Here is a 20,779-nt window from a genome sequence, read left to right on the forward strand (position 1 = left end):
CCCGCCCCGGCCGCACTGCCCTCAGCGGCTCGCGCCGGCCGTGTCCCGCTCCCGGAGCCGTACCGCGGCGCCGTACAGGACGATCCCCACCGCCAGTCCCGCACCCGCGCCGAAGCAGGCCGTCGGGATGATGTCCAAAGGCGTGTCGATGCCACCCCGGTACACGTACCAGCGCACGCACCTGTGGACCGTCCCCGCCAGCACGCACACCGCCAGCAGCACCCCGGCGGCCCGGCGTTCGCCGGGCCCGAGCACAGGGACGCTCAGGGGCGGCACGGTGGCCGGCAGGCGCCGCAGGGCCGAGGCCGTGAACCAGACCAGGACGATCAGGGCCAGCGCCGAACTCCCGTACTGCGTGTACGTGTAGAGGGGGAATCCCCCGACGACCTCACCGAGTACCGGCGCGACCCGCATGCCCCACCGGTCGAAATGGGTGAACGCGTCCCACACGACATGTGTCGTCGCCCCGATCACCGCCGCGACGTAGAACCAGAGCGCCGTGGTTATCGGCGGGCGGCCCCGCCACGAACGCCCCCGCACGAACGTGTGCACCCGCCCCTGCCACCCGTACGGCAGAAGCGCCACCAGCGGTTCACGGACCATCAGCCACAGCCCCACGAGCGCCGCGGTGATGGCGGCATCGACGGTCACCACACCCAGCGGCCCATGCGTCACGGTCCCGAACGTCATCGCACCCGGCAGCAGGCTCGCGGCGAAGTACGTCATGTCCGGGGCGAAGGAGCCCATGACGAGGGCCGAGGCGATCAGCGGACCGCGTCCCGTGCCGGTGCGCCGGACACCCGGCAGCACGGCGGCGGCATGGCTGAGTGTGAACGGCATGGCCCGGCCCCCTGTGACTGCTGTTGATCAACACTGCCCAGTATGCGTGACGCGCCGGGCCCGCGATCCGGGGACCGTGACGTGGCGAACTGGTGAACGGCGGTCAGGAGCCGGTGTTCCGGGGCCCGGCGTTGCACTAGGGTCGGCTGGGTATGCGCGCTGGGGAGCGCGGAGCCGCTGGGGAGGGAACATACGTATGGCAGCGCATTTCGGCCGCCGACTGCGCAAGGGGGCCACGACGACCGCAGTGGCCGCGGCCGCGGTCGCGGCGCTCTCCGCCTCGCAGGCGCCCGGCGTCACGCACGCCCCGTCGGGCGAGAGCCTGGAGATGGCCGAGGCGAACCCGCCGCCCGGTACCCCGGTCACCGGCAACTCCCCGTACTACACGGACCTCCCGCCGCTGAACGTTCCCGACAAGCCGGACTCTTCGGCCGGCCGGCAGGCGAACGGCCCGACGGAGTCGGGCATCCCCGCCACCGTTCTCGCCGCCTACAAGCAGGCCGAGCAGACCATCGCGGCGTCCGACCCCTCCTGTCGGCTTCCCTGGCAACTGCTCGCGGCCATCGGCAAGGTGGAGTCCGGCCAGGCTCGTGGCGGCAGGGTCGACGCCAACGGCACCACCGACTCGCCGATCCTCGGCCCGGTGCTCAACGGCGTCGGCTTCGCCAACATCTCGGACACGGACAACGGCGCCTACGACGGCGACAGCGTCCACGACCGTGCCGTCGGACCGATGCAGTTCATCCCGTCCACCTGGGCGACCTGGGGCCAGGACGCCAACGGCGACAGCCGCAAGGACCCCAACAACATCTACGACGCGGCGCTCGCCGCCGGCCGTTACCTGTGCCACGGCGGCCGGGACCTGGGTGTCAGGGAAGACCTGGAAAAGGCGATCCTCGGCTACAACCACTCGCGGGAGTACCTGCGGACGGTTCTGTCCTGGTTCGAGTACTACAAGCGGGGCACGCACGAGGTCCCGGACCGCACGGGTGTGCTACCGCCGGGCGACGGACCCGACAGCGCCGGCCCGCTGCCGGACCCGAAGCCCGCACCGCCGCGCACCCGGCCCGGCACCCCGCCGAGCTCGAAGCCGACGCCCCCGAAGCCGGAGAAGCCCGGAAACGGCACCACCAAGCCGACGAAACCTCCGGCCGCGGCAGGCCCCGCGCGTATCGAGGACGCGGGCACCGGCACGCTCACCGCGATGGCCGGCCGCGAGTTCACCGAGCGCGCCACGGTCCGGGTGGAGAACGCCGCGGGTGCCGGCCTTCCGAGGCAGCCCGTCCGTTTCGAGATCATCGGCAACACCGACACGCGGTTCCCCGGCGGCAAGACATACATCGCGCTGATCACGGGGCTCGACGGCACGGTCGCCGCCCCCGCACTGGTCGCGGGGGAGAAGACCGGCCCCTTCGCCGTGCGCGCCGTGGTGGAGGGCCGCACGCTGCCCGCCGTCACCTTCCGTGCAACCGTCACCCAGCGCGAGGCCGACAAGGTCGAACGGACCGGCAGTGAGGCGCTGACGGCGGCCCCCGGCGCCGAGTTCGCCGGTGAGGTCGAGGTCAAGGCCACCTACGAGGGCGCTGTCGCCTCCGGCGTCGCGGTCACCGCCACCATGATCACCTCGGTGGAGGACCCGGCCCCGGGCGACAAGGGCCCGTACTTCAAGGACGCCGACGGCAAGCCGGTCCGTGCCCTGACGGAGCTTCGGACCGACGCGGACGGGCTCCTCAAGCTCCCGAAGATCTTCGCCGACGGCACCGAGGGCACCTTCCTGCTCCGGCTCACCACCGCCGGGGGCGCGTTCGTCGACATCGAGCTGAAGGTGACGGCCCCGGCCGAGCCGACGCCGGCCCCCACGCCGACCACACCGCCCCCCGCACCGTGACCGCCTGACCGACGCGCACCGAGCCACCGCACCGCCCCCGCCCCACCCGGCGCGGGGGCGGTGCACTGCGTTCTGCGCTGCCTGTTCTCATCTCACGACCGCGTTGCTACGGTGCCTCAGACCTGACGCCGCATCAGATCCGAGCACACCGGGAGGCCGAGCATGCGCGCCCTCGTCGCCGCTGCCATCGGGCTGGCCGCCGCCCTGGCGCTGGTTCTCGCCGTCACCGGCCTCGGCGCTCCCGAGGGCGGAACCTCGCCGAAGCCACTGCTGACCACCGTCCCCGGTCCGAAGAAGTAGGGGCCACCGCCATGCGCCGTCGAGCCAGCCTCGTCCTCGTCGCTCTCGCCGTCTTCTGCGCCGCCCTCGGGCCCCTGCTGCGCTGGTACGCCTTCCCCCGGCTCGCCAAGATCCCGCCCGGTCAGTACCAGGAGATGGTGCTCGAGGCGAAGCCCGCGACTCTCCTCGACTACGGCACCCTCCAGGCGAAGGAGGTCGAGAAGGTCACCATCGTGCAGACCCTCAAGGGCAACGTGGAGGAGTCCCGGAAGATCGAACGCAGCGCCGGCCGCGATGTCGTCGTCTGGGACGGCCTCTCCTATGTACAGGGACCCGACGGCAGGATGGTCTCCCAGATCCCCGAGCGCTACATCTTCGACGCGCACAGCCAGGCACCCGTGCACGCCACCGGCGAAGCCGTCGACGGCGACGCGGTGCGGCGCGAGGGCATCGAGTTCAAGTGGCCGTTCCTCACCGAGAAGCGGGACTACGAGTACTTCGACGCCCAGACCCGTACGTCCGCCCCCATCCACTACAAGGGCACCCGCACCTTCCGCGGCCTGGACGTCTACTACTTCGAGCAGACCATCGCGTGGACCAAGGTGCCGTACCCGAAGAAGATGCCGATCCCCGGCGTCGACGCGACCACACTGGAAAAACAGACCGGCACCACCCGCTGGTACACCACCAAGCGCATGTTCTGGGTCGAACCGGTCACCGGAGCGCCCGTGAACGGCGAGGAGATCCACAAGGAGGAGCTGCGCGGCGGCACCCTGCTCGGCGGCCGGGACAAGGTCACCGCGTTCGCCGGGCACGTGAAGATGCGCGAGGACTACCTCGACCACACCGTCGCCCTCGTCAGCTCCCAGCGGCAGCTGGTGCTGCTGATGACGTCGCACCTCCCGTGGGGTCTTGTCGCACTCGGCTGCTCACTGCTTGCGCTCTCCCTGTGGCTGGAGGCCCGCTCGCGCCGCCCGGACGACCCCGCCCCCGCGGCCGGCGCCCGGACTCCCGAACCGGCAGTCAGCGGTTGAGCCGCGCCGTGGTGTGCCGGGTCGGCTGCGCTGTCGAGGGGTCCTCGGGCCACGGGTGCTTGGGATAGCGGCCGCGCAGCTCCGCGCGCACGGCCCGGTACCCCTCCCGCCAGAACGACGCCAGGTCCGCGGTGACGGCCGCGGGGCGGCCCGCCGGGGAGAGCAGATGCACCAGCACGGGCACACCCGCGACCTCCGGTGTCCGACTCAGCCCGAACAGTTCCTGCAGCTTCACCGCCAGCACCGGCTGCCCGCCGCCGTACTCCACCCGGATCCGTGAGCCGCTCGGCACCTCGATGCGCTCCGGTGCGAGTTCATCGAGCCGGGCCGCGTCACCCGTCGCCCACGGCAGCAGACGCTGCAGCGCCTGGCCGGCCTGGATCCGGGCCAGGTCCGCCCGCCGGCGGGCGCGGGACAGCTCCGGTTCGAGCCACTCGCCGGCCCGGTCCAGCAGGGCGCCGTCCGAGACATCGGGCCAGGGATCGCCCAGCACGCCGTGCACGAATGCGAGCCGCTCGCGCAGCCCCTGTGCCTCGCGCGTCCAGCGCAGCAGCTCGAGGCCCTCGCGCCGGAGTCCTTCCAGCAGGGCCTCGCGCACGAGCGCGGGGCCGGGCTCCTTCAGCCGCCGTACGGACAGTTCCACCGCGCCCAGCCGCTCCACGTCCCGGGCGACGACATCGCCGTCCTCCCAGTGGACCTCCTCGCCCCTGCCGAGCAGATGGGAGGCGGCGCGGCAGGCGGTGTCGCGGTCGATCACGGCGGCGAGCCGCACCCGCGCGGACGCGGCGGTCGCGGCCCGGTCCGCCACGGCGACCGCCAGCCATTCAGCGCTGCCGAGCCGTGATCCGTCACCCAGCTCGCCCCCGGTTCCCGACGCCATCAGATACGCGCCCTCGCCCCGCTGCCGGGCCACCCGCTCAGGGAACGCGAGCGCCGTGACGAACCCGGCGACGATGTCGTCCGCGGCATGCCACCCGCCGCCGGCTGCCTGCCCGACCGCTCTGCCGCCCGCGCGGAAGGCGTGGCTGCCCGGGGCAGTGCGCCCGTCCGTATCGGCCGGGCCCCCTCCCGCCGGCCGGGCGTCGGCCGTGTCCCTGCGGTCCTCGGTGGCGTGCCGGGCGGTACCGGCCACGGGCCCGGAGCCGTCCCCGGCCAGCGGGGGTGCCGCGGTGGGTTCGGCGGCCGCCGCGGGGCCATGCGCCGCAGTCCGCTCGTCCGCGCCGGGAGGGGCGGCGGCACCGACGGCCACCCCCGTCAGCGACGACTCCAGCCGCCGCACCTCCGAGCGCCAGCGCGCACCGTACGCGTCCGTCCCGCGGCGGGCCGTGCGCCAGGCCGCGGCCAGGTCGTCGCCGTACTCCCGCGGCGGCTCCTCGCTCAGCAGCGCGACCACCTCGGCCGCCCGGCGCGCACCCACCTCGTCGGAGCCGTCGAGCAGGGCGCGGGCCAGCCGGGGGTGCACGCCGAGCCGGGACATCCGTACGCCGCGCCCGGTTGCCCGGCCGGTGCCGTCCACCGCACCGATCGCGGTCAGTACGGAGTGCGCGGCCGCCAGCGCTCCGGCCGGCGGCGGATCCAGCAGCGCGAGACCGGTGGCCGCCGGATCGCCCCAGCACGCCGCCTGGAGGGCGAATGCCGCCAGGTCCGCGACCTTGATCTCGGGGGAGGGGAACCTCGGCAGCCGGGCGTCCTCCGCCTCGGACCAGCAGCGGTACACGGCCCCCGGTGCCTCGCGGCCCGCCCGGCCCGCCCGCTGCCGTGCCGCCGCCTGCGAGGCCCGGACCGTCGTCAGCGCGCTCAGCCCGCGCGCATGGTCCGTGCGCGGCTCTCGCGCGAGACCCGAGTCGACCACGATCCGCACGCCCGGCACGGTCAGCGACGACTCCGCGACCGAGGTCGCGAGCACCACCCGGCGGGCCGTTCCGCCCGCGAGCACCGCGTCCTGCACGGCCGCGGGGGCCCGCCCGTGCACCTGGAGCACCTCGGCGTCCACACCCGCCAGCAGTCCGGCGACCCGCGCGATCTCCCCGACACCGGGCAGAAAGCACAGCACGTCACCGGTATGAGAGGCCAGCGCCCGTCGCACCACCGAGGCGACATGGGCCAGCAGCGCCGGATCGACGCGCATCCCGTGCGGCGGCCGTACCGGACGCGCCGGGGGAGCCCACACCACCTCCACCGGATGGGCGACACCCTCGGCCGCCACCACCGGCGCGTCACCGAGCAGCCGGGACCACCCGGCCGCGTCCGTGGTAGCCGAGGCGGCCACCAGCTTCAGCTCCGGGCGCAGCGCGGCCCGTACGTCCAGCAGGAACGCGGCCACCGTGTCCGCGTCCAGATGCCGCTCATGACACTCGTCGAGCATCACCGCGTCGACGCCGGGCAGCTCCTGGTCGCGCTGCAGCCGCTGCAGCAGCACACCGGTGGTCACGACCTCCACGACCGTCTGCCGCCCCACCGCACGCTCCCCGCGCACCGTGAACCCGACCCGGCCGCCCACCCGCTCCCCGAGCAGCCATGCCATCCGCCGCGCCGCGGCCCGCGCGGCGATGCGCCGTGGCTCGGCGACCACGACCCGGGCGCCGCGCTCCGCGAGCGCGAGCGGTACGAGCGTCGTCTTGCCGGTGCCAGGCGGCGCGCACAGCACTGCGGCGCCGTGCCCCTCGAGAGCCGCCTCAAGGGCGGGCAGCGCGCTGCGGACGGGAAGCCCGAGCCCCTCGGGACGGATCACGCGCGTTCGCAGACGAAGATGGCCGTCCCCGGGATGAGGCTGCCCCGCAGCGGGGACCAGCCGCCCCACTCCTGGCTGTTCCACGCGGGCCACTCCGGCTCGACCAGATCGAGCAGCCGGAAGCCGCCCGCCACCACGTCCCGCACCCGGTCGCCCAGGGTCCTGTGGTGCTCGACGTACACCGCGCGGCCCGCCTCGTCCTGCTCGACGTACGGGGTGCGGTCGAAGTACGAGGCGGCGACCGACAGCCCCTCCGGCCCCGGCTCGTCGGGAAACGCCCAGCGGATGGGGTGCGTGACCGAGAAGACCCAGCGCCCGCCAGGCCGCAGCACTCGTCTGACCTCCCGGAACACCGTCACCGGGTCGGCGACGAACGGCACCGCGCCGTATGCCGAGCACGCCAGGTCGAAGCTGCCGTCCCGGAACGGCAGCGCCCCCGCGTCCGCCTCCACGAGCGGGACGTCCCCGCCGATCCGCAGCGCGTGCTGGAGCTGGCGGTGGGACAGGTCCAGTGCCACCGGGCGGGCGCCCTGCGCGGCGAGCCAGCGCGAGCACTGCGCCGCGCCCGCGCCGATCTCCAGGACGTCCAGGCCCTTCAGCGACCCGGCGGGTCCCAGCAGCGCGGCCTCCGCCTCGTCCAGGCCCTCGGGTCCCCAGACGAACCGGTCGTCGCCCAGGAACGCGCCGTGCTCCAGCTGGTACTCGTCGGCGTTGCGGTCCCACCAGCCGCGGCTGGCCCGGCTGCTCTCCGGATCCCCGGCAATACGGCGGGTGGCTTCCGGTTCGAAATCTTGGCTCATCGTCACCGTCGTTGTAGTTTGCGTGCAGCACGCCGATGGCGGCCGGAGTCAGCCTTTGTGGCCTCGGCAAACATGAGTTGTGCCGGGTTTGGGGGGTTCTGCCCCCGCTGTGCGGCTTCGCGCATTGACCATGCCCGGCTGCCCCCGTATGCTACAAGTTGCGCTGCGGGCCTGCGCGCCTCAGACGGAGCAGGCCGCGCTCGCATCTGTATGTATCCCTCGGTTCACGAGGCGCCACCAGGAGTTCTGGATCGGCGCTTCCTAAGCTGTCCGGCTTCTGCAGCTGCGATACGGGCTCTCGGCGTAGCAGTACCTACGACTTCAATGTCCGTACCGGAGCCCTTTCCCACATGACGAGCAGCACCGAGACCACCGCCACCACCCCGCAGGTTGCGGTCAACGACATCGGTAACGAGGAAGCCTTCCTCGCCGCGATCGACGAGACGATCAAGTACTTCAACGACGGCGACATCGTCGACGGCGTCATCGTGAAGGTCGACCGGGACGAGGTCCTGCTCGACATCGGTTACAAGACCGAAGGTGTCATCCCGAGCCGCGAGCTCTCGATCAAGCACGACGTCGACCCGAACGAGGTCGTCAAGGTCGGCGACGAGATCGAGGCCCTTGTTCTCCAGAAGGAGGACAAGGAAGGCCGCCTGATCCTCTCGAAGAAGCGCGCCCAGTACGAGCGTGCCTGGGGCACCATCGAGAAGATCAAGGAAGAGGACGGCATCGTCACCGGCACCGTCATCGAGGTTGTCAAGGGTGGTCTCATCCTCGACATCGGCCTCCGTGGCTTCCTGCCGGCCTCCCTCGTCGAGATGCGTCGCGTCCGCGACCTCCAGCCCTACGTGGGCAAGGAGCTCGAGGCGAAGATCATCGAGCTGGACAAGAACCGCAACAACGTGGTCCTGTCCCGCCGTGCCTGGCTCGAGCAGACCCAGTCCGAGGTGCGCCAGACGTTCCTCACCACCCTGCAGAAGGGTCAGGTCCGCTCCGGCGTCGTTTCCTCGATCGTCAACTTCGGTGCCTTCGTGGACCTGGGTGGCGTCGACGGTCTCGTCCACGTCTCCGAGCTCTCCTGGAAGCACATCGACCACCCCTCCGAGGTTGTCGAGGTCGGCCAGGAAGTCACCGTCGAGGTTCTCGACGTGGACATGGACCGCGAGCGTGTCTCCCTGTCGCTCAAGGCGACGCAGGAGGACCCGTGGCAGCAGTTCGCCCGGACCCACCAGATCGGTCAGGTCGTCCCGGGTAAGGTCACCAAGCTCGTTCCGTTCGGTGCGTTCGTGCGCGTCGACGAGGGCATCGAGGGTCTGGTCCACATCTCCGAGCTGGCCGAGCGCCACGTGGAGATCCCGGAGCAGGTCGTCCAGGTCAACGACGGAATCTTCGTCAAGGTCATCGACATCGACCTCGAGCGCCGCCGCATCAGCCTCTCGCTGAAGCAGGCCAACGAGTCCTTCGGTGCCGACCCGGCCTCGGTCGAGTTCGACCCGACCCTGTACGGCATGGCCGCGTCCTACGACGACCAGGGCAACTACATCTACCCCGAGGGCTTCGACCCGGAGACCAACGACTGGCTCGACGGCTTCGAGACCCAGCGTGAGGCGTGGGAGACGCAGTACGCCGAGGCGCAGCAGCGCTTCGAGCAGCACCAGGCCCAGGTCATCAAGTCCCGCGAGGCCGACGAGGCCGCCGCTGCCGAGGGTGGCCCCGCCGCTCCGGCCGGTGCCCCGGCGGGTGCGTCCGGCGGTTCGTACTCCTCGGAGTCGGACGACAACTCCGGCGCCCTGGCGTCGGACGAGGCGCTGGCCGCCCTGCGCGAGAAGCTGGCCGGCGGCCAGAGCTGAGGCTCTGACCCCGGGCTGGTAGACAGCTGACGTAAGGCCCGCTCCCCCTGGGGGAGCGGGCCTTACGGCGTTCGCGGGCCGCTTCGCCGGCGAACTGCGCCACGCCGGTGGGGTGTTCGGCGGCGGAACAGGGAATGCACCTGCTCGACCACGCGTTCTTCTGTGAGGACACGAGGAGGAGCGGTATCCGTGCTTGATCCGCAGGGTTTGTACGAATGGGAGCCGAAGGGTCTGGCGGTCGTCGACATGGCGCTCGCGCAGGAGTCGGCCGGTCTGGTCATGCTGTACCACTTCGAGGGCTACATCGACGCGGGCGAGACCGGCGAGCAGATCGTCGACAATCTGCTGGGTTCGCTTCCCCACCAGGTGGTGGCGCGCTTCGACCACGACCGGCTCGTGGACTACCGCGCCCGCCGTCCGCTGCTCACCTTCCGGCGTGACCGCTGGACCGGCTACGAGACCCCGACGCTGGACGTCCGGCTCGTCCAGGACGCGACGGGCGCGCCGTTCCTGCTGCTGTCCGGCCCCGAGCCGGATGTCGAGTGGGAGCGTTTCGCGGCCGCTGTGCGCCAGATCGTCGAGCGGCTCGGCGTACGGCTCGCTGTCAACTTCCACGGCATCCCGATGGGCGTTCCGCACACCCGCCCCGTCGGCCTCACCCCGCACGGCAACCGCACGGACCTCATGCCCGGTCACCGCAGCCCCTTCGACGAGGCGCAGGTCCCCGGCAGCGCCGAGTCGCTGGTGGAGTACCGCCTGATGGAATCCGGCCACGACGTGCTGGGAGTCGCCGCACATGTGCCGCACTACGTCGCCCGCTCCTCGTACCCGGACGCGGCGCTGACCGCGCTGGAGGCGATCACGGCCGCGACGGGCCTGGTGCTGCCTGCCGTCGCGCACACACTGCGCACCGAGGCGCACCGTACCCAGACCGAGATCGAGCGCCAGATCGGCGAGGGCGACGAAGAGCTCGTGGCGCTCGTACAGGGCCTTGAGCACCAGTACGACGCGGTGGCGGGCGCCGAGACCAGGGGCAATCTGGTCGCCGAGCCGGTCGACCTGCCGTCTGCCGACGAGCTCGGCCGCGAGTTCGAGCGCTTCCTGGCGGAGCGCGAGGGTGAGGCCTGAGGGGGCTCGCGTAGGCTGCCGCCATGCTGACCGTGGGGTTGACCGGCGGAATCGGAGCCGGAAAGAGCGAAGTGTCCCGGCTACTGGTGTCGTACGGGGCGGTGCTGATCGACGCCGACCGGATCGCCCGTGAGGTCGTCGAGCCCGGCACGCCGGGGCTCGCGGCCGTCGTCGACGCCTTCGGCACCGGCATCCTGACGCCGGACGGCACCCTGGACCGGCCGAAGCTCGGCACCATCGTCTTCGCCGACGCCGAGCGCCTCGCCACGCTGAACGCGATCGTCCATCCGCTGGTCGGCGCGCGCTCCACGGAACTTCAGGGCGCTGCGGGCGCGGACGCCGTGGTCGTCCACGACGTACCGCTGCTCACCGAGAACAAGCTGGCGCCGCTGTACGACCTGGTCGTGGTGGTGGACGCGGCCCCCGAGACACAGCTCGACCGGCTGGTGCGGCTGCGCGGCATGGCGGAGTCCGAGGCCCGGGCGCGGATGGCGGCACAGGCCACCCGTGAGGAGCGGCGGGCGGTCGCCGATCTGCTGATCGACAACGACGGACCGCTGGAGAAGCTGGAACCGCAGGTCCGCACGGTGTGGGAGGAGCTCTCCCGGCGGGCGGTGTCCGCCGGCTGATCCGCAGGCGGCCGTGACACCGGGGCGCGGCCGGAATAGCGTTGCCGGATGCGGTGTTGCAACCGGGCGTCGAAGGGAAGGATGCCTCCGTGGCGAACAGCAACCCGGATACGCACGTCATCGACTTCCGCGCGGCCGAGCAGTTGCTGGCCGCGCGTGATCCGCGTGGTGCCGTGAAGCTGCTGGACTCGGTCATCGCAGCCCACCCAGAGAACACGGCGGCCAGGCTGCTGCGTGCCAGGGCCTTCTTCGCCGCGGCACAGCTGCGTCCGGCAGAGCTCGAGTTCGAGCTGGTCCTGGAGCGGGAGCCGGACAACGCCTTCGCTCACTTCGCACTGGCCCGGACGTTCGAGCGCGCAGGACGGCCGGAACAGGCGAAGCGGCACTTCCGCCTGGCGGCCGCGCTGGACCCCAAGCCCGAATATCTGAAGGCAGCCGGCTTCGACGGCGGGGCCTGACGCCGCTGCCGCTCGCGGCGGCGGCGCATCAGCCGTGGTCGGGCTCGTACGGCGGGATGTTGCGGCCCGGCTGGTAGTGCGGCCCCTGGTGGATATGGCGCAGCACCAACGCCAGGTCCACGGTCACGATCACGAGCAGCACCCCGCACGCCGCCGCCCAGCCCGGGCGCCCGGCGAGTGCGAAGGCCGCCGTGCCCCCGGCCGCCCAGATCAGGCCCCACAGGCTCAGCCAGAAGCGCAGCCGCAGCGGACTGCGCGCGGTGATCGGCTCGTTCCCGGTACGCATGGTCATCGCCTCTTCCCTTCCAGCATGCACCCGCTTTCCGGAACAGCGATGAGTCCTGGGCGTCGCGATCGTCCACCTCCTGAACGCGCTGCCGAGCGCGGGAGAAATCACCGGAGGGGACCACGATGTCTGCCACGACCACCACCACTGCGAACACCACTGCCACCACCGCCGCAGGGCCGGGGCGCCGTACGGACGTCGCGGTGCGTGCCCTGCAGATCTTGCTCGCGCTGTTCTTCGCCGTCGCGAGCGCTGCTCCGAAGCTCGTCGCGCATTCCTCGGCGACCGAGAGCTTCGACAGGATCGGCTACGGGGACTGGTACATGTACCTCGTCGGCGCCCTGGAGCTGGCCGGCGCGATCGCGCTCGTGATCCCGGTTCTGTCCGGCCTCTCGGCGCTCGCCCTGATGGGACTGATGATCGGGGCGTTCCTGACCCAGGTCGTGGTGTTCGACGGGCAGTACGCGGTGACGCCGGTCGTCTTCTTCGTCCTGCTGGCCGTGGTCGCCCGGGTCCGCCGCCGGCGCACGGCGGAACTCTTCGCCCTGGTCCGCGGGCGCGCCTGAGGGGCGGAGGCCGACAGCGCGCCGGTACCGGCGGCCGCGAGTGCGGGGTGCGGGAATGAGGGTTCGCCCCGCCGGGCATAACGGACATACCGTGGTAGTCATCCTCGCGATATCCACCTCGGACGACAGGGGGTGCCCCGATGGTCGAGGAACTGCTGGTGGCCGGTGTGGCGGCCGCCTCGGTGTGTGCGGTGTACGTGGCCGCGGCGGCGAAGGTCGTGAAGCAGTACGAACGGGGCATCGTGTTCCGCCTCGGACGGCTGCGGAACCAGATCCGCCAGCCCGGATTCACCATGATCGTTCCCGGGGTCGACCGGCTGCGCAAGGTGAACATGCAGATCGTGACCCTGCCCATCCCGGCCCAGGAGGGCATCACCCGGGACAACGTCACGGTGCGGGTCGACGCGGTCGTCTACTTCCGGGTGATCGACCCGGCCAACGCCGTCATCGAGGTCGAGGACTACCGCTTCGCTGTGTCGCAGATGGCCCAGACGTCGCTGCGCTCCATCATCGGCAAGAGCGATCTGGACGATCTGCTCTGCAACCGCGAGAAGCTCAACCAGGGGCTCGAGCTGATGATCGACAGCCCTGCGGTCGGCTGGGGTGTGCAGGTCGACCGGGTGGAGATCAAGGATGTGTCGCTGCCGGAGGCCATGAAGCGGTCGATGGCACGACAGGCCGAGGCCGACCGTGAGCGGCGCGCCCGGGTCATCAACGCCGATGCCGAGCTGCAGGCATCGGTGAAGCTGTCCGAGGCCGCGAAGGAGATGTCGAAGCAGCCGGCCGCGCTGCAGCTGCGACTGCTGCAGACCGTGGTCGCCGTCGCCGCCGAGAAGAACTCCACGCTGGTGCTGCCGTTCCCCGTGGAGCTGCTGCGTTTCCTGGAGCGGGCTCAGCAGCCCGGACCGGCGGGCACGCTGCCGCCGCATACGCATACGGCTGACCAGGTGGCACCGGGACCGGTGACGCCGGAACCCGGGACGCCGGAGCGGGCCTCTGCCCAGCCGGTGGAGGGTCGGGCCGCTGTGGAGGAACCGGTGCCCGAACGGTCCGCGCTCGGCGCCCCGGCGCCGGGGTGGCCGGATCCTGACGGTGACGGCCAGGGGCCCGAGGTCGCATCCGGGTCCGTCGAGGCGCTGGCCGAGGCACGGGTGCAGGAGCGCCGGGACCCGTCGCGGCTTCCGCCCGCAGGACCGCCCGCCGCAGCCTGACAAGCCGCCCATCGCCGATATATTCGCAGGTCATAGCGGTGACCGGGGTCATTGTCGGACCCTGCCCGTAAGGTCGTGGATCGAGTGATCGGGTGCTCGGGCGCTGCGGCGTCCGGGCACGGCGACGGCCCGAGGGGAGGTGGCCCTGATGATCCTGGACGCGAGTCCGGCGCATCCGCTGCGCGCCTGCGCGGCGGTCTTCGTGCCCGCCGGTCTGCCACGCGAGGGCCGCGTCGCCTTCTGGAACCCGGACGGCGGCCCGGTTCCGGACCTGGTGGGTGCCGAGGCCGAAGCGCCGGGTGCCGCAGACGGCGGCAGCGGCCGGCTCACCGTCGTGCGGCCGCACGGCGCAGGGGTGCGCAGCCGCACCGTGCCCGCCGTGCTGCTGCCGGTGGTCGAGGCCCTGCCACTGCTGGCCCGGGCCCGTCACGATCCGGCCGCACACCCTGCGGCAGCCTGCTGGGGTGCCGCCGCGCTGCACGCCCTTCATCTGGTGGCCCGCGGCCGTCTGCTGCCCGGCCTGACCGCGCACGACCACGACGCCTGGCGGGCCGGACCGCTGGACGCCGACGACATCGCCCAGCTGCGCGCCATCGCGGCCGCCATGCCGTACGAAGCGCATGCCGCGCCCTTTCCCGGGCTGCGCCCGCTGCGGCTGCCCGACCCAGAGGCCCTGGTGCGCGCATTCTTCGACGCGGTCGCCGACACCCTGCCGCGTACCCCGGCCGCCGCGCACGCCGCGGGTGCGCCCTTCGCGGCGGCGGGTGCACAGCATCTGCCTGCCGCGCGCGAGTGGGCCGCCGAGGCGGCAGCGGGCATGGACGCCGGGGTGCGCGTCTCGCTGCGCCTGGACCTGTCCGCGTTCGAGCTCTTCGACAAGGCCGACGAGGACGGCGCCGAGCGCAGTGCCGGTGCCGCCCTGGTCCAGGTGCACAGCCTTGCCGACCCGACGCTCGTGAGGGACGCCGCACGGCTGTGGGCGGGCGACGGCGACGAGCACTTCGGGCCCCGCGCCCGGATCGATGCCGTGCTGGCACTGCGCCGCGCCGCCCGGGTCTGGTCGCCGCTGACGCGGTTGCTGGAGCGGGACGTGCCGGACGTGCTGCCGCTGACCGAGGACGAGCTGTACGAGCTGCTGGGGCCCGGCGCGGCGCGCCTGGACGCCGCAGGAGTCGCCGTCCACTGGCCCAGGGAGCTGGCGCGGACTCTCACGGCCGCGGCGGTCGTACGGCCCGCGCCCGGCTCGGCCACCGACGGCACGCCGTTCTTCGACAGCGATGAACTACTCAAGTTCAACTGGCAGTTGGCGTTGGACGGCGAGCCGCTCACCGAGCGGGAGATGGACGCTCTGGCCGAGTCCCACCGTCCTGTCGTCAGGCTGCGGGACCGGTGGGTCGTGGTCGATCCCGATCTCGTACGCAAGGCGCGCAAGCGGGAGTTGGGGCTGCTCGAGCCCGTCGACGCGCTCGCCGTCGCGCTGACCGGTACCGCCGAGGTGGACGGCGAGACGGTGGAGGCGGTGCCGACCGGCGCGCTGGAGAGCCTGCGTGACCGGCTCAGCGCCGTGGCCGCTCCCGTCGAGGCACCGGCCGGTCTGCATGCCACCCTGCGCGAGTACCAGCTGCGCGGGCTGGCCTGGCTGGATCTGATGACCGGCCTCGGGCTCGGCGGCTGCCTCGCCGACGACATGGGGCTCGGCAAGACGGTCACCGTGATCGCCCTGCATCTGCGCCGCGCACGCCAGGCACCGACTCTCGTCGTCTGCCCGGCCTCGCTCCTCGGCAACTGGCAGCGGGAGATCGCCCGTTTCGCCCCTGGCGTGCCGGTGCGCCGCTTCCACGGCACCGACCGCTCCCTGCCCGGACCGGACGACGAGCCCGGTGGCACGTTCGACGCCGGGACCGGCGAGGCGCCGGCCGGCGGCTTCGTGCTGACCACCTACGGCACGATGCGCACCAGCGCCGAGCGGCTGGCCGCGCACACCTGGGGCATGGTGGTCGCCGACGAGGCGCAGCACGTGAAGAACCCGTTCTCGGCGACCGCCAAGGCGCTGCGCACCATTGCGACCCCGGCCCGCGTCGCCCTGACCGGCACCCCGGTGGAGAACAACCTCTCCGAGCTGTGGGCGCTGCTCGACTGGACGACACCGGGTCTGCTCGGCCCGCTGGGGGCCTTCCGTGCCCGCCATGCCCGCCTGGTGGAGCTGGGTGAGGACGACGAGGCGGCCCAGCGGCTGGCCCGGCTGGTCCGCCCCTTCCTGCTGCGGCGCAGGAAGTCCGATCCGGGCATCGTTCCGGAGCTCCCGCCGAAGACCGAGACCGACCATCCCGTCGCGCTCACCCGCGAACAGGCGTCCTTGTACGAAGCGGTCGTGCGGGAGGCGATGGCAGCGATCGAGGGCGCGCAGGGCATCGCCCGCCGCGGCCTCGTGATGAAGCTGCTGACCGCCCTCAAGCAGATCTGCAACCATCCGGCGCAGTTTCTCAAGGAGTCCGGGACGGCCGGCGCCGGCCCCCGGCTCGCCGGCCGCTCCGGCAAACTCGCCCTCCTGGACGAGCTGCTGGACACGATCCTGTCGGAGGACGGCTCGGTCCTGGTCTTCACCCAGTACGTAACCATGGCCCGGCTGCTGTCGGCCCATCTCGCGGCCCGCGCGATCCCGAGCCTGCTCCTGCACGGCGGCACGCCGGTGGCCGAGCGCGAGCGCATGGTCGACCGTTTCCAGTCCGGTGAGGTCCCGGTGTTCATCCTCTCCCTGAAGGCGGCAGGCACCGGCCTGAACCTCACCCGTGCCGGTCATGTCGTCCACTTCGACCGCTGGTGGAACCCCGCGGTGGAGGAGCAGGCGACCGACCGGGCGTACCGCATCGGCCAGACCCAGCCCGTACAGGTCCACCGGCTGGTGGCGGAGGGCACCGTGGAGGACCGCATCGCCGAGATGCTCGCCGCCAAGCGGGCGCTGGCGGACGCGGTTCTGGGCACGGGCGAGGCGGCCCTGACCGAGCTGACCGACCGTGAGCTGGCCGATCTCGTCTCCCTGCGGAGGTCCGCATGAACAGGCCGGACCGCGCGCGCACCGGGCCCGCCCGTCCCGGATCCCGTTCCGGATCCCTGCCCGGGCACGACGACCACCGCCGTACCTTCCCCGCCCTGGAGCCGCTCGGCGGCGAGGAGGCCGCGGCCACCTGGTGGGGCCATGCCTGGGTGGACGCCCTGGAGGACATGGCCCTCGACCAGGCCCGGCTGCTCCGCGGCCGTGCCTATGCCCGCGGGGGGAACGTCGCGGCGATCACCGTCACCCCCGGCCGCGTCCTGGCGTACGTCCACGGCAGCAGGCCGCGCCCGTACCGCACGGAGATCCGCCTGCGCACCCTCACCGACGACGAGTGGGACGACTTCCTCGCAGCCGCCGCGGCCCGGCCGGACCACATCGCGGCGCTGCTCGACAAGGACGTGCCGCACGGCCTGGCGGCCGCCGTCGATCTGCTGCCCGCACCCGGCGACCTGATCCCCGACTGTTCCTGCCCGGACGACGGTTATCCCTGCAAGCATGTGGCGGCCCTGTGCTACCAGACGGCCAGACTGCTGGACCAGGACCCGTTCGTGCTGTTCCTGATGCGCGGTCGCGGCGAGCGGGAGCTCCTCGCCGCTCTGGCCCGCCGCAATGCCACACGATCGGCTGCCGAGCGGACCACCACCGCGGCCGACGCCCCCATGGCGACCGTCCCCGCCCGCGCGGCCGTCGCCGAGACGTCGCGGCCCGCGCTTCCGCCGCCCTTCCCGGCCCCCGACCGGGCCGGCCGGCCGCCGTCGTATCCGCAGGCGCCCGGCGCGCCCGACCCGCTCGCGCTGGACCTGCTGGCCGGCGAGGCCGCCGCACGCGCCCACACTCTCCTGGTCACCGGGCGGGATCCCGTCGCGCACCTGACGCAATGGCAGGACGCGGTCCGGCTGGCCGCAGGCCACCCCGGCTCGGGGCTGACGGCCTCCACCCGCACCCTCTACCGCGATCTCGCAGCGGCCTCCGGCCGCACCCCCACCGACCTGGCGCGCGCCGTCGCCGCCTGGCGGCAGGGCGGACCTGCGGCCCTCGCCGTACTGGAAGAGCCGTGGGACCCGCCCGCGGGCCCCTTCGACCGGGCCCGGCCCGCTCTCATCGCCGCGGACTTCCCGCCGTTCCGCCCCTGGCGCAACCAGCTCGCCAGCCTCCCCCAGCCTCCGGGCGGGGGTGCCCCCCTGCTGCAGCTGCGCTTCGGCCGCGACGGCCTCTGGTACGGCTACGAGTCGGACCCGGACCGTGAGGACTGGTGGCCACGGGGGACCCCCGACGCGGACCCGGTGGGAGCGCTCACCTCCTTTGCCGGCGGCTGACGGGCCGGCTGCCTCACGGCATCGCGGCCACACCGGCGCACGGCGTACCCGCCTTCGGACGTATGCGCGACCGTTGTCGACGTCCGGATCCCGATCCGGGACCGGACCCCTGCCCCTCGGTGTGCCCGCCATTGCCACCGAGCTCGCAGAACGGCCGCCCGCGCCGACCGCGCGACCCGCGGACGCCGTATCCAGAAGGGTGACGGCCAGTTCGACACATTGCCCACCCGATGGGGTGAATGGAGGTTTCACCAGAACCGATGAGGCCTCGCGGCGTTATTTCCGGTGCGGGCGAGTGTCCCGAGATTATCTTCCGAAAGCAGGGAACTATGAGGCAGGTTCACCGAAAGGGCCTGACCACCGTGATGCTCACGGGTGGCGCGTTGGCCATGGCGACGGGATACGCGCAGGCGGACTCCAGCGCGAGCGGCGGCGCGTCCAACTCGCCGGGAGTGCTGGCCGGCAATGCGGTGCAGATCCCGGTGAACGTTCCGGTCAACGTGTGCGGCAACACGGTCGACGTCGTCGGTCTGCTGAACCCGGCGGCCGGCAACCGATGCTCCAACGACTCGAGCGGTGCCGCCGCCTCCGGCGGCTCGCGTGCCGGCGTCGCGCACCAGGGCGGCACCCGCGCCCCGGGCACTCTCGCCGACGGCGGCGGCGCGAGGGCCGACGGTGCAGCGGAGAACTCCCCGGGCGTCCTCAGCGGCAACGGCGTCCAGCTGCCCGTCGACGTGCCGCTCAATGTCAGCGGCAACTCGGTGAACGTCGTCGGCATCGGCAACCCCGCCGTCGGCAACTCGTCGGAGAACGTATCGGGCAAGCCGCCGGTCACACCGCCGAGGACCGTACCGCCGCAGACCGAGCCGCCCCTCGGTGAGAGCGGCACCAGGGGCCCGTCCCTGGCGCAGACCGGCAGTGACGCGCTGGCGTTCGCCGTACCTGCGGGTGCGACCATGCTGCTCGGCGGCCTGGTGCTCTACCGCCGCTTCCGGCCCGCGCAGCAGTCGGCGCGCGCCTGACCCGGCTACGAGCACCACGACGCCAGCACCGCGTCGATCGCCGACGCCACCCGCGCCCGCGCCTCGTGGCGGCTGACCCCGGCCATCAACAGCGCGTCGTACGGGGTGTCGAGATGCCGTACGGAAGCCCGGACAGCGGCGGTGACCGCCTCCTGCTCCATAGAGCGGCCCGCCGCAGTCCGGCCCACCCGGCCGCTGCCGCGCACCGAGGCATGCGCGGCGATGCCGGCGGCCCGCTCGGCAGGACAGCCCGGAAACAGCCGGCGGATCTCGGCGCACAGTTCGGCGGTGAACCGCACGTCCTCGGCCGCCCTCCGTACGGCGTCCCGCTCCCGACGCCGGGCCCGGGCCTCCGCATCGGCGAGGCAGGCCGACTCGGCGCGGGCGAGTGCCGCCTCCTCGACCAGCAGCCCCTGGCGCTCGTAGCGCCCCCGGCGCCGGTGGAAGCGCACCACGACCGCGCACAGTGAACTGGCCTCGCGCGCCCGCCGGGTGAGCGCCGCACTGCCCCGCGGCAGATACACCAGATGGGCAAGATCCGCGCAGTCCAGGCAGATGGGGCGACGGAACTCGAGCACATGCAGCGTGAGCGGTCCGCGGCGGCACTCCGCGCAGTGCTTGTCCTTCAGTGGTTCTATGACCACCAGGTCCATGCCCGGAGCGTACCCACACGCACTGCCCCGCTACGCTCGGCCCTCATGACGCTGCACTGTGCCGTTCTCGACGACTTCCAGGGGGTCGCACTCTCCCACGCGGACTGGTCCTCGCTCGGGAATGCCGTCGAAGTCCGGGCGCTTCGCACCCATTTCACCTCCGAGGAGGACGTCGCCGACGCCGTCGGCGACTGCGAGATCCTGGTCGTGATGCGTGAGCGCACCCCCTTCGGCGCGTCCCTCTTCGCCCGGCTGCCGCGGCTGCGCCTGCTGATCACCTCGGGCATGCGCAATGCCTCGATCGATCTCGCGGCGGCCGCCCGGCACGGCGTCACCGTGTGCGGCACCGCCAGCAGTTCCACACCGCCCGCCGAGCTGACCTGGGCGCTGATTCTGGGCCTCGCCCGCCATGTCGTCGAGGAGAGCACCGCTCTGCGACACGGCGGCGCCTGGCAGTCCACGATCGGCAGCGACCTGCACGGGCGCCGCCTCGCCCTCCTCGGCCTGGGGAAGATCGGCACCCAGGTCGCCCGAGTGGGACAGGCCTTCGGTATGGAGGTGATGGCCTGGAGCCGGAACCTCACCGCCGAGCGGGCCGCCGAACACGGCGTCGTACGGGCGAAGTCGCTGGACGAGCTCCTCGAGGCTGGTGACGTCGTGTCGGTGCATCTGCAGCTCAGCGACCGCACCCGGGGTCTGATCGGCGCGGCCGAGCTGCGGCGGATGCACGGTACCGCGTACCTCGTCAACACCTCGCGGGCAGCGATCGTCGATCAGCAGGCGCTCGCCCGTGCCCTGCACGAGGGCTGGATCGCCGGAGCGGCGTCGGACGTCTTCGAGACCGAGCCACTGCCGGCCGACGACCCGCTGCGTACGGTTCCCCGCTTCCTCGGGCTGCCGCATCTCGGCTATGTCACCCACGGCAACTATGAGCGCTACTACGGCGAAGCGGTCGAGAACATCGCCGCATACCTCGCGGGCACGCCGGTCCGTACGCTCACCGAGGCGGCCGGGTAGCCCCCGAGGCGGC

General features: G+C 72.5%; 18 protein-coding genes. 13 read left to right on the forward strand and 5 right to left on the reverse strand.

The window, feature by feature from the left end; translation table 11 throughout:
* Positions 1-21: 21 nt before the first annotated feature.
* Positions 22-840, reverse strand: coding sequence for a DUF4184 family protein (locus tag OHS70_RS28275; protein WP_328401892.1), 819 nt, complete (start codon positions 838-840; stop codon positions 22-24).
* A gap of 196 nt (positions 841-1,036) precedes the next feature.
* Between OHS70_RS28275 and OHS70_RS28280 the strand changes: the two genes are divergently transcribed.
* From OHS70_RS28280 to OHS70_RS28290, 3 genes are all read left to right on the forward strand, one after another.
* Positions 1,037-2,728: a lytic transglycosylase domain-containing protein gene (locus OHS70_RS28280; RefSeq protein WP_328401893.1), complete on the forward strand. Its 1,692-nt coding sequence runs from the start codon at positions 1,037-1,039 to the stop codon at positions 2,726-2,728.
* A gap of 162 nt (positions 2,729-2,890) precedes the next feature.
* The gene (locus OHS70_RS28285) at positions 2,891-3,028 is read left to right on the forward strand and encodes an SPW_0924 family protein (protein WP_328401895.1); all 138 of its coding nucleotides are present in this window, start codon (positions 2,891-2,893) and stop codon (positions 3,026-3,028) included.
* A gap of 11 nt (positions 3,029-3,039) precedes the next feature.
* Positions 3,040-4,041: a DUF3068 domain-containing protein gene (locus tag OHS70_RS28290; protein WP_328401897.1), complete on the forward strand. Its 1,002-nt coding sequence runs from the start codon at positions 3,040-3,042 to the stop codon at positions 4,039-4,041.
* Here OHS70_RS28290 and OHS70_RS28295 read toward each other — a convergent pair.
* Both OHS70_RS28295 and OHS70_RS28300 read right to left on the reverse strand, forming a co-directional pair.
* Positions 4,031-6,772 carry an ATP-dependent RNA helicase gene (locus OHS70_RS28295; protein ID WP_328401899.1) on the reverse strand — a complete coding sequence of 914 codons (2,742 nt, stop codon included), beginning with the start codon at positions 6,770-6,772 and terminating at the stop codon, positions 4,031-4,033. The two genes, OHS70_RS28290 and OHS70_RS28295, sit on opposite strands and share 11 nt — an antisense overlap.
* The gene (locus OHS70_RS28300) at positions 6,769-7,572 is read right to left on the reverse strand and encodes a class I SAM-dependent methyltransferase (protein WP_328401901.1); all 804 of its coding nucleotides are present in this window, start codon (positions 7,570-7,572) and stop codon (positions 6,769-6,771) included. Before OHS70_RS28300 ends, OHS70_RS28295 begins: the two co-directional genes overlap by 4 nt.
* Positions 7,573-7,922: 350 nt before the next feature.
* On the opposite strand from OHS70_RS28300, the gene rpsA reads away from it, so the two are divergent.
* From rpsA to OHS70_RS28320, 4 genes are all read left to right on the forward strand, one after another.
* Positions 7,923-9,425 (forward strand): 30S ribosomal protein S1, encoded by a 1,503-nt coding sequence (gene rpsA, locus OHS70_RS28305; protein ID WP_328401903.1) that lies wholly within the window; start codon positions 7,923-7,925, stop codon positions 9,423-9,425.
* Positions 9,426-9,614: 189 nt separating this feature from the next.
* On the forward strand, positions 9,615-10,553 hold the full coding sequence (locus OHS70_RS28310) for a PAC2 family protein (RefSeq protein WP_328401905.1): 939 nt from the start codon (positions 9,615-9,617) through the stop codon (positions 10,551-10,553).
* Positions 10,554-10,576: 23 nt separating this feature from the next.
* A complete protein-coding gene (gene coaE, locus OHS70_RS28315) occupies positions 10,577-11,182 on the forward strand; it encodes a dephospho-CoA kinase (protein ID WP_328401907.1) in 606 nt (201 codons plus the stop codon).
* Positions 11,183-11,271: 89 nt separating this feature from the next.
* Positions 11,272-11,640: a tetratricopeptide repeat protein gene (locus OHS70_RS28320; protein ID WP_328401909.1), complete on the forward strand. Its 369-nt coding sequence runs from the start codon at positions 11,272-11,274 to the stop codon at positions 11,638-11,640.
* Between the two features lie 28 nt (positions 11,641-11,668).
* Here OHS70_RS28320 and OHS70_RS28325 read toward each other — a convergent pair whose 3' ends face one another.
* Positions 11,669-11,926 carry a DUF6343 family protein gene (locus OHS70_RS28325; protein ID WP_328405958.1) on the reverse strand — a complete coding sequence of 86 codons (258 nt, stop codon included), beginning with the start codon at positions 11,924-11,926 and terminating at the stop codon, positions 11,669-11,671.
* Positions 11,927-12,051: 125 nt separating this feature from the next.
* Between OHS70_RS28325 and OHS70_RS28330 the strand changes: the two genes are divergently transcribed.
* The 5 genes from OHS70_RS28330 (at position 12,052) to OHS70_RS28350 (ending at position 19,096) form a co-directional block, all read left to right on the forward strand.
* Positions 12,052-12,492, forward strand: a complete 441-nt coding sequence (locus OHS70_RS28330; protein WP_328401911.1) for a DoxX family protein — start codon at positions 12,052-12,054, stop codon at positions 12,490-12,492.
* 140 nt (positions 12,493-12,632) lie between these two features.
* Positions 12,633-13,703, forward strand: a complete 1,071-nt coding sequence (locus tag OHS70_RS28335; RefSeq protein ID WP_328401913.1) for a slipin family protein — start codon at positions 12,633-12,635, stop codon at positions 13,701-13,703.
* A 148-nt stretch (positions 13,704-13,851) separates the two neighbouring features.
* Entirely contained in the window at positions 13,852-16,758 is a 2,907-nt protein-coding gene (locus OHS70_RS28340) for a DEAD/DEAH box helicase (RefSeq protein ID WP_328401915.1), read from the forward strand.
* Positions 16,755-18,074: an SWIM zinc finger family protein gene (locus OHS70_RS28345; protein WP_328401917.1), complete on the forward strand. Its 1,320-nt coding sequence runs from the start codon at positions 16,755-16,757 to the stop codon at positions 18,072-18,074. Before OHS70_RS28340 ends, OHS70_RS28345 begins: the two co-directional genes overlap by 4 nt.
* Positions 18,075-18,403: 329 nt before the next feature.
* Positions 18,404-19,096, forward strand: coding sequence for a chaplin (locus OHS70_RS28350; protein ID WP_328401919.1), 693 nt, complete (start codon positions 18,404-18,406; stop codon positions 19,094-19,096).
* Positions 19,097-19,101: 5 nt separating this feature from the next.
* On the opposite strand, the gene OHS70_RS28355 is transcribed toward OHS70_RS28350, so the two are convergent.
* Positions 19,102-19,749, reverse strand: coding sequence for a DUF2293 domain-containing protein (locus OHS70_RS28355; RefSeq protein WP_328401922.1), 648 nt, complete (start codon positions 19,747-19,749; stop codon positions 19,102-19,104).
* A gap of 45 nt (positions 19,750-19,794) precedes the next feature.
* Between OHS70_RS28355 and OHS70_RS28360 the strand changes: the two genes are divergently transcribed.
* Positions 19,795-20,766, forward strand: a complete 972-nt coding sequence (locus OHS70_RS28360) for a D-2-hydroxyacid dehydrogenase family protein (protein ID WP_328401924.1) — start codon at positions 19,795-19,797, stop codon at positions 20,764-20,766.
* Positions 20,767-20,779 lie beyond the last annotated feature (13 nt).

The organism is Streptomyces sp. NBC_00390 (genome assembly GCF_036057275.1).
In the GTDB taxonomy this organism is placed as follows: Bacteria; Actinomycetota; Actinomycetes; order Streptomycetales; family Streptomycetaceae; genus Streptomyces.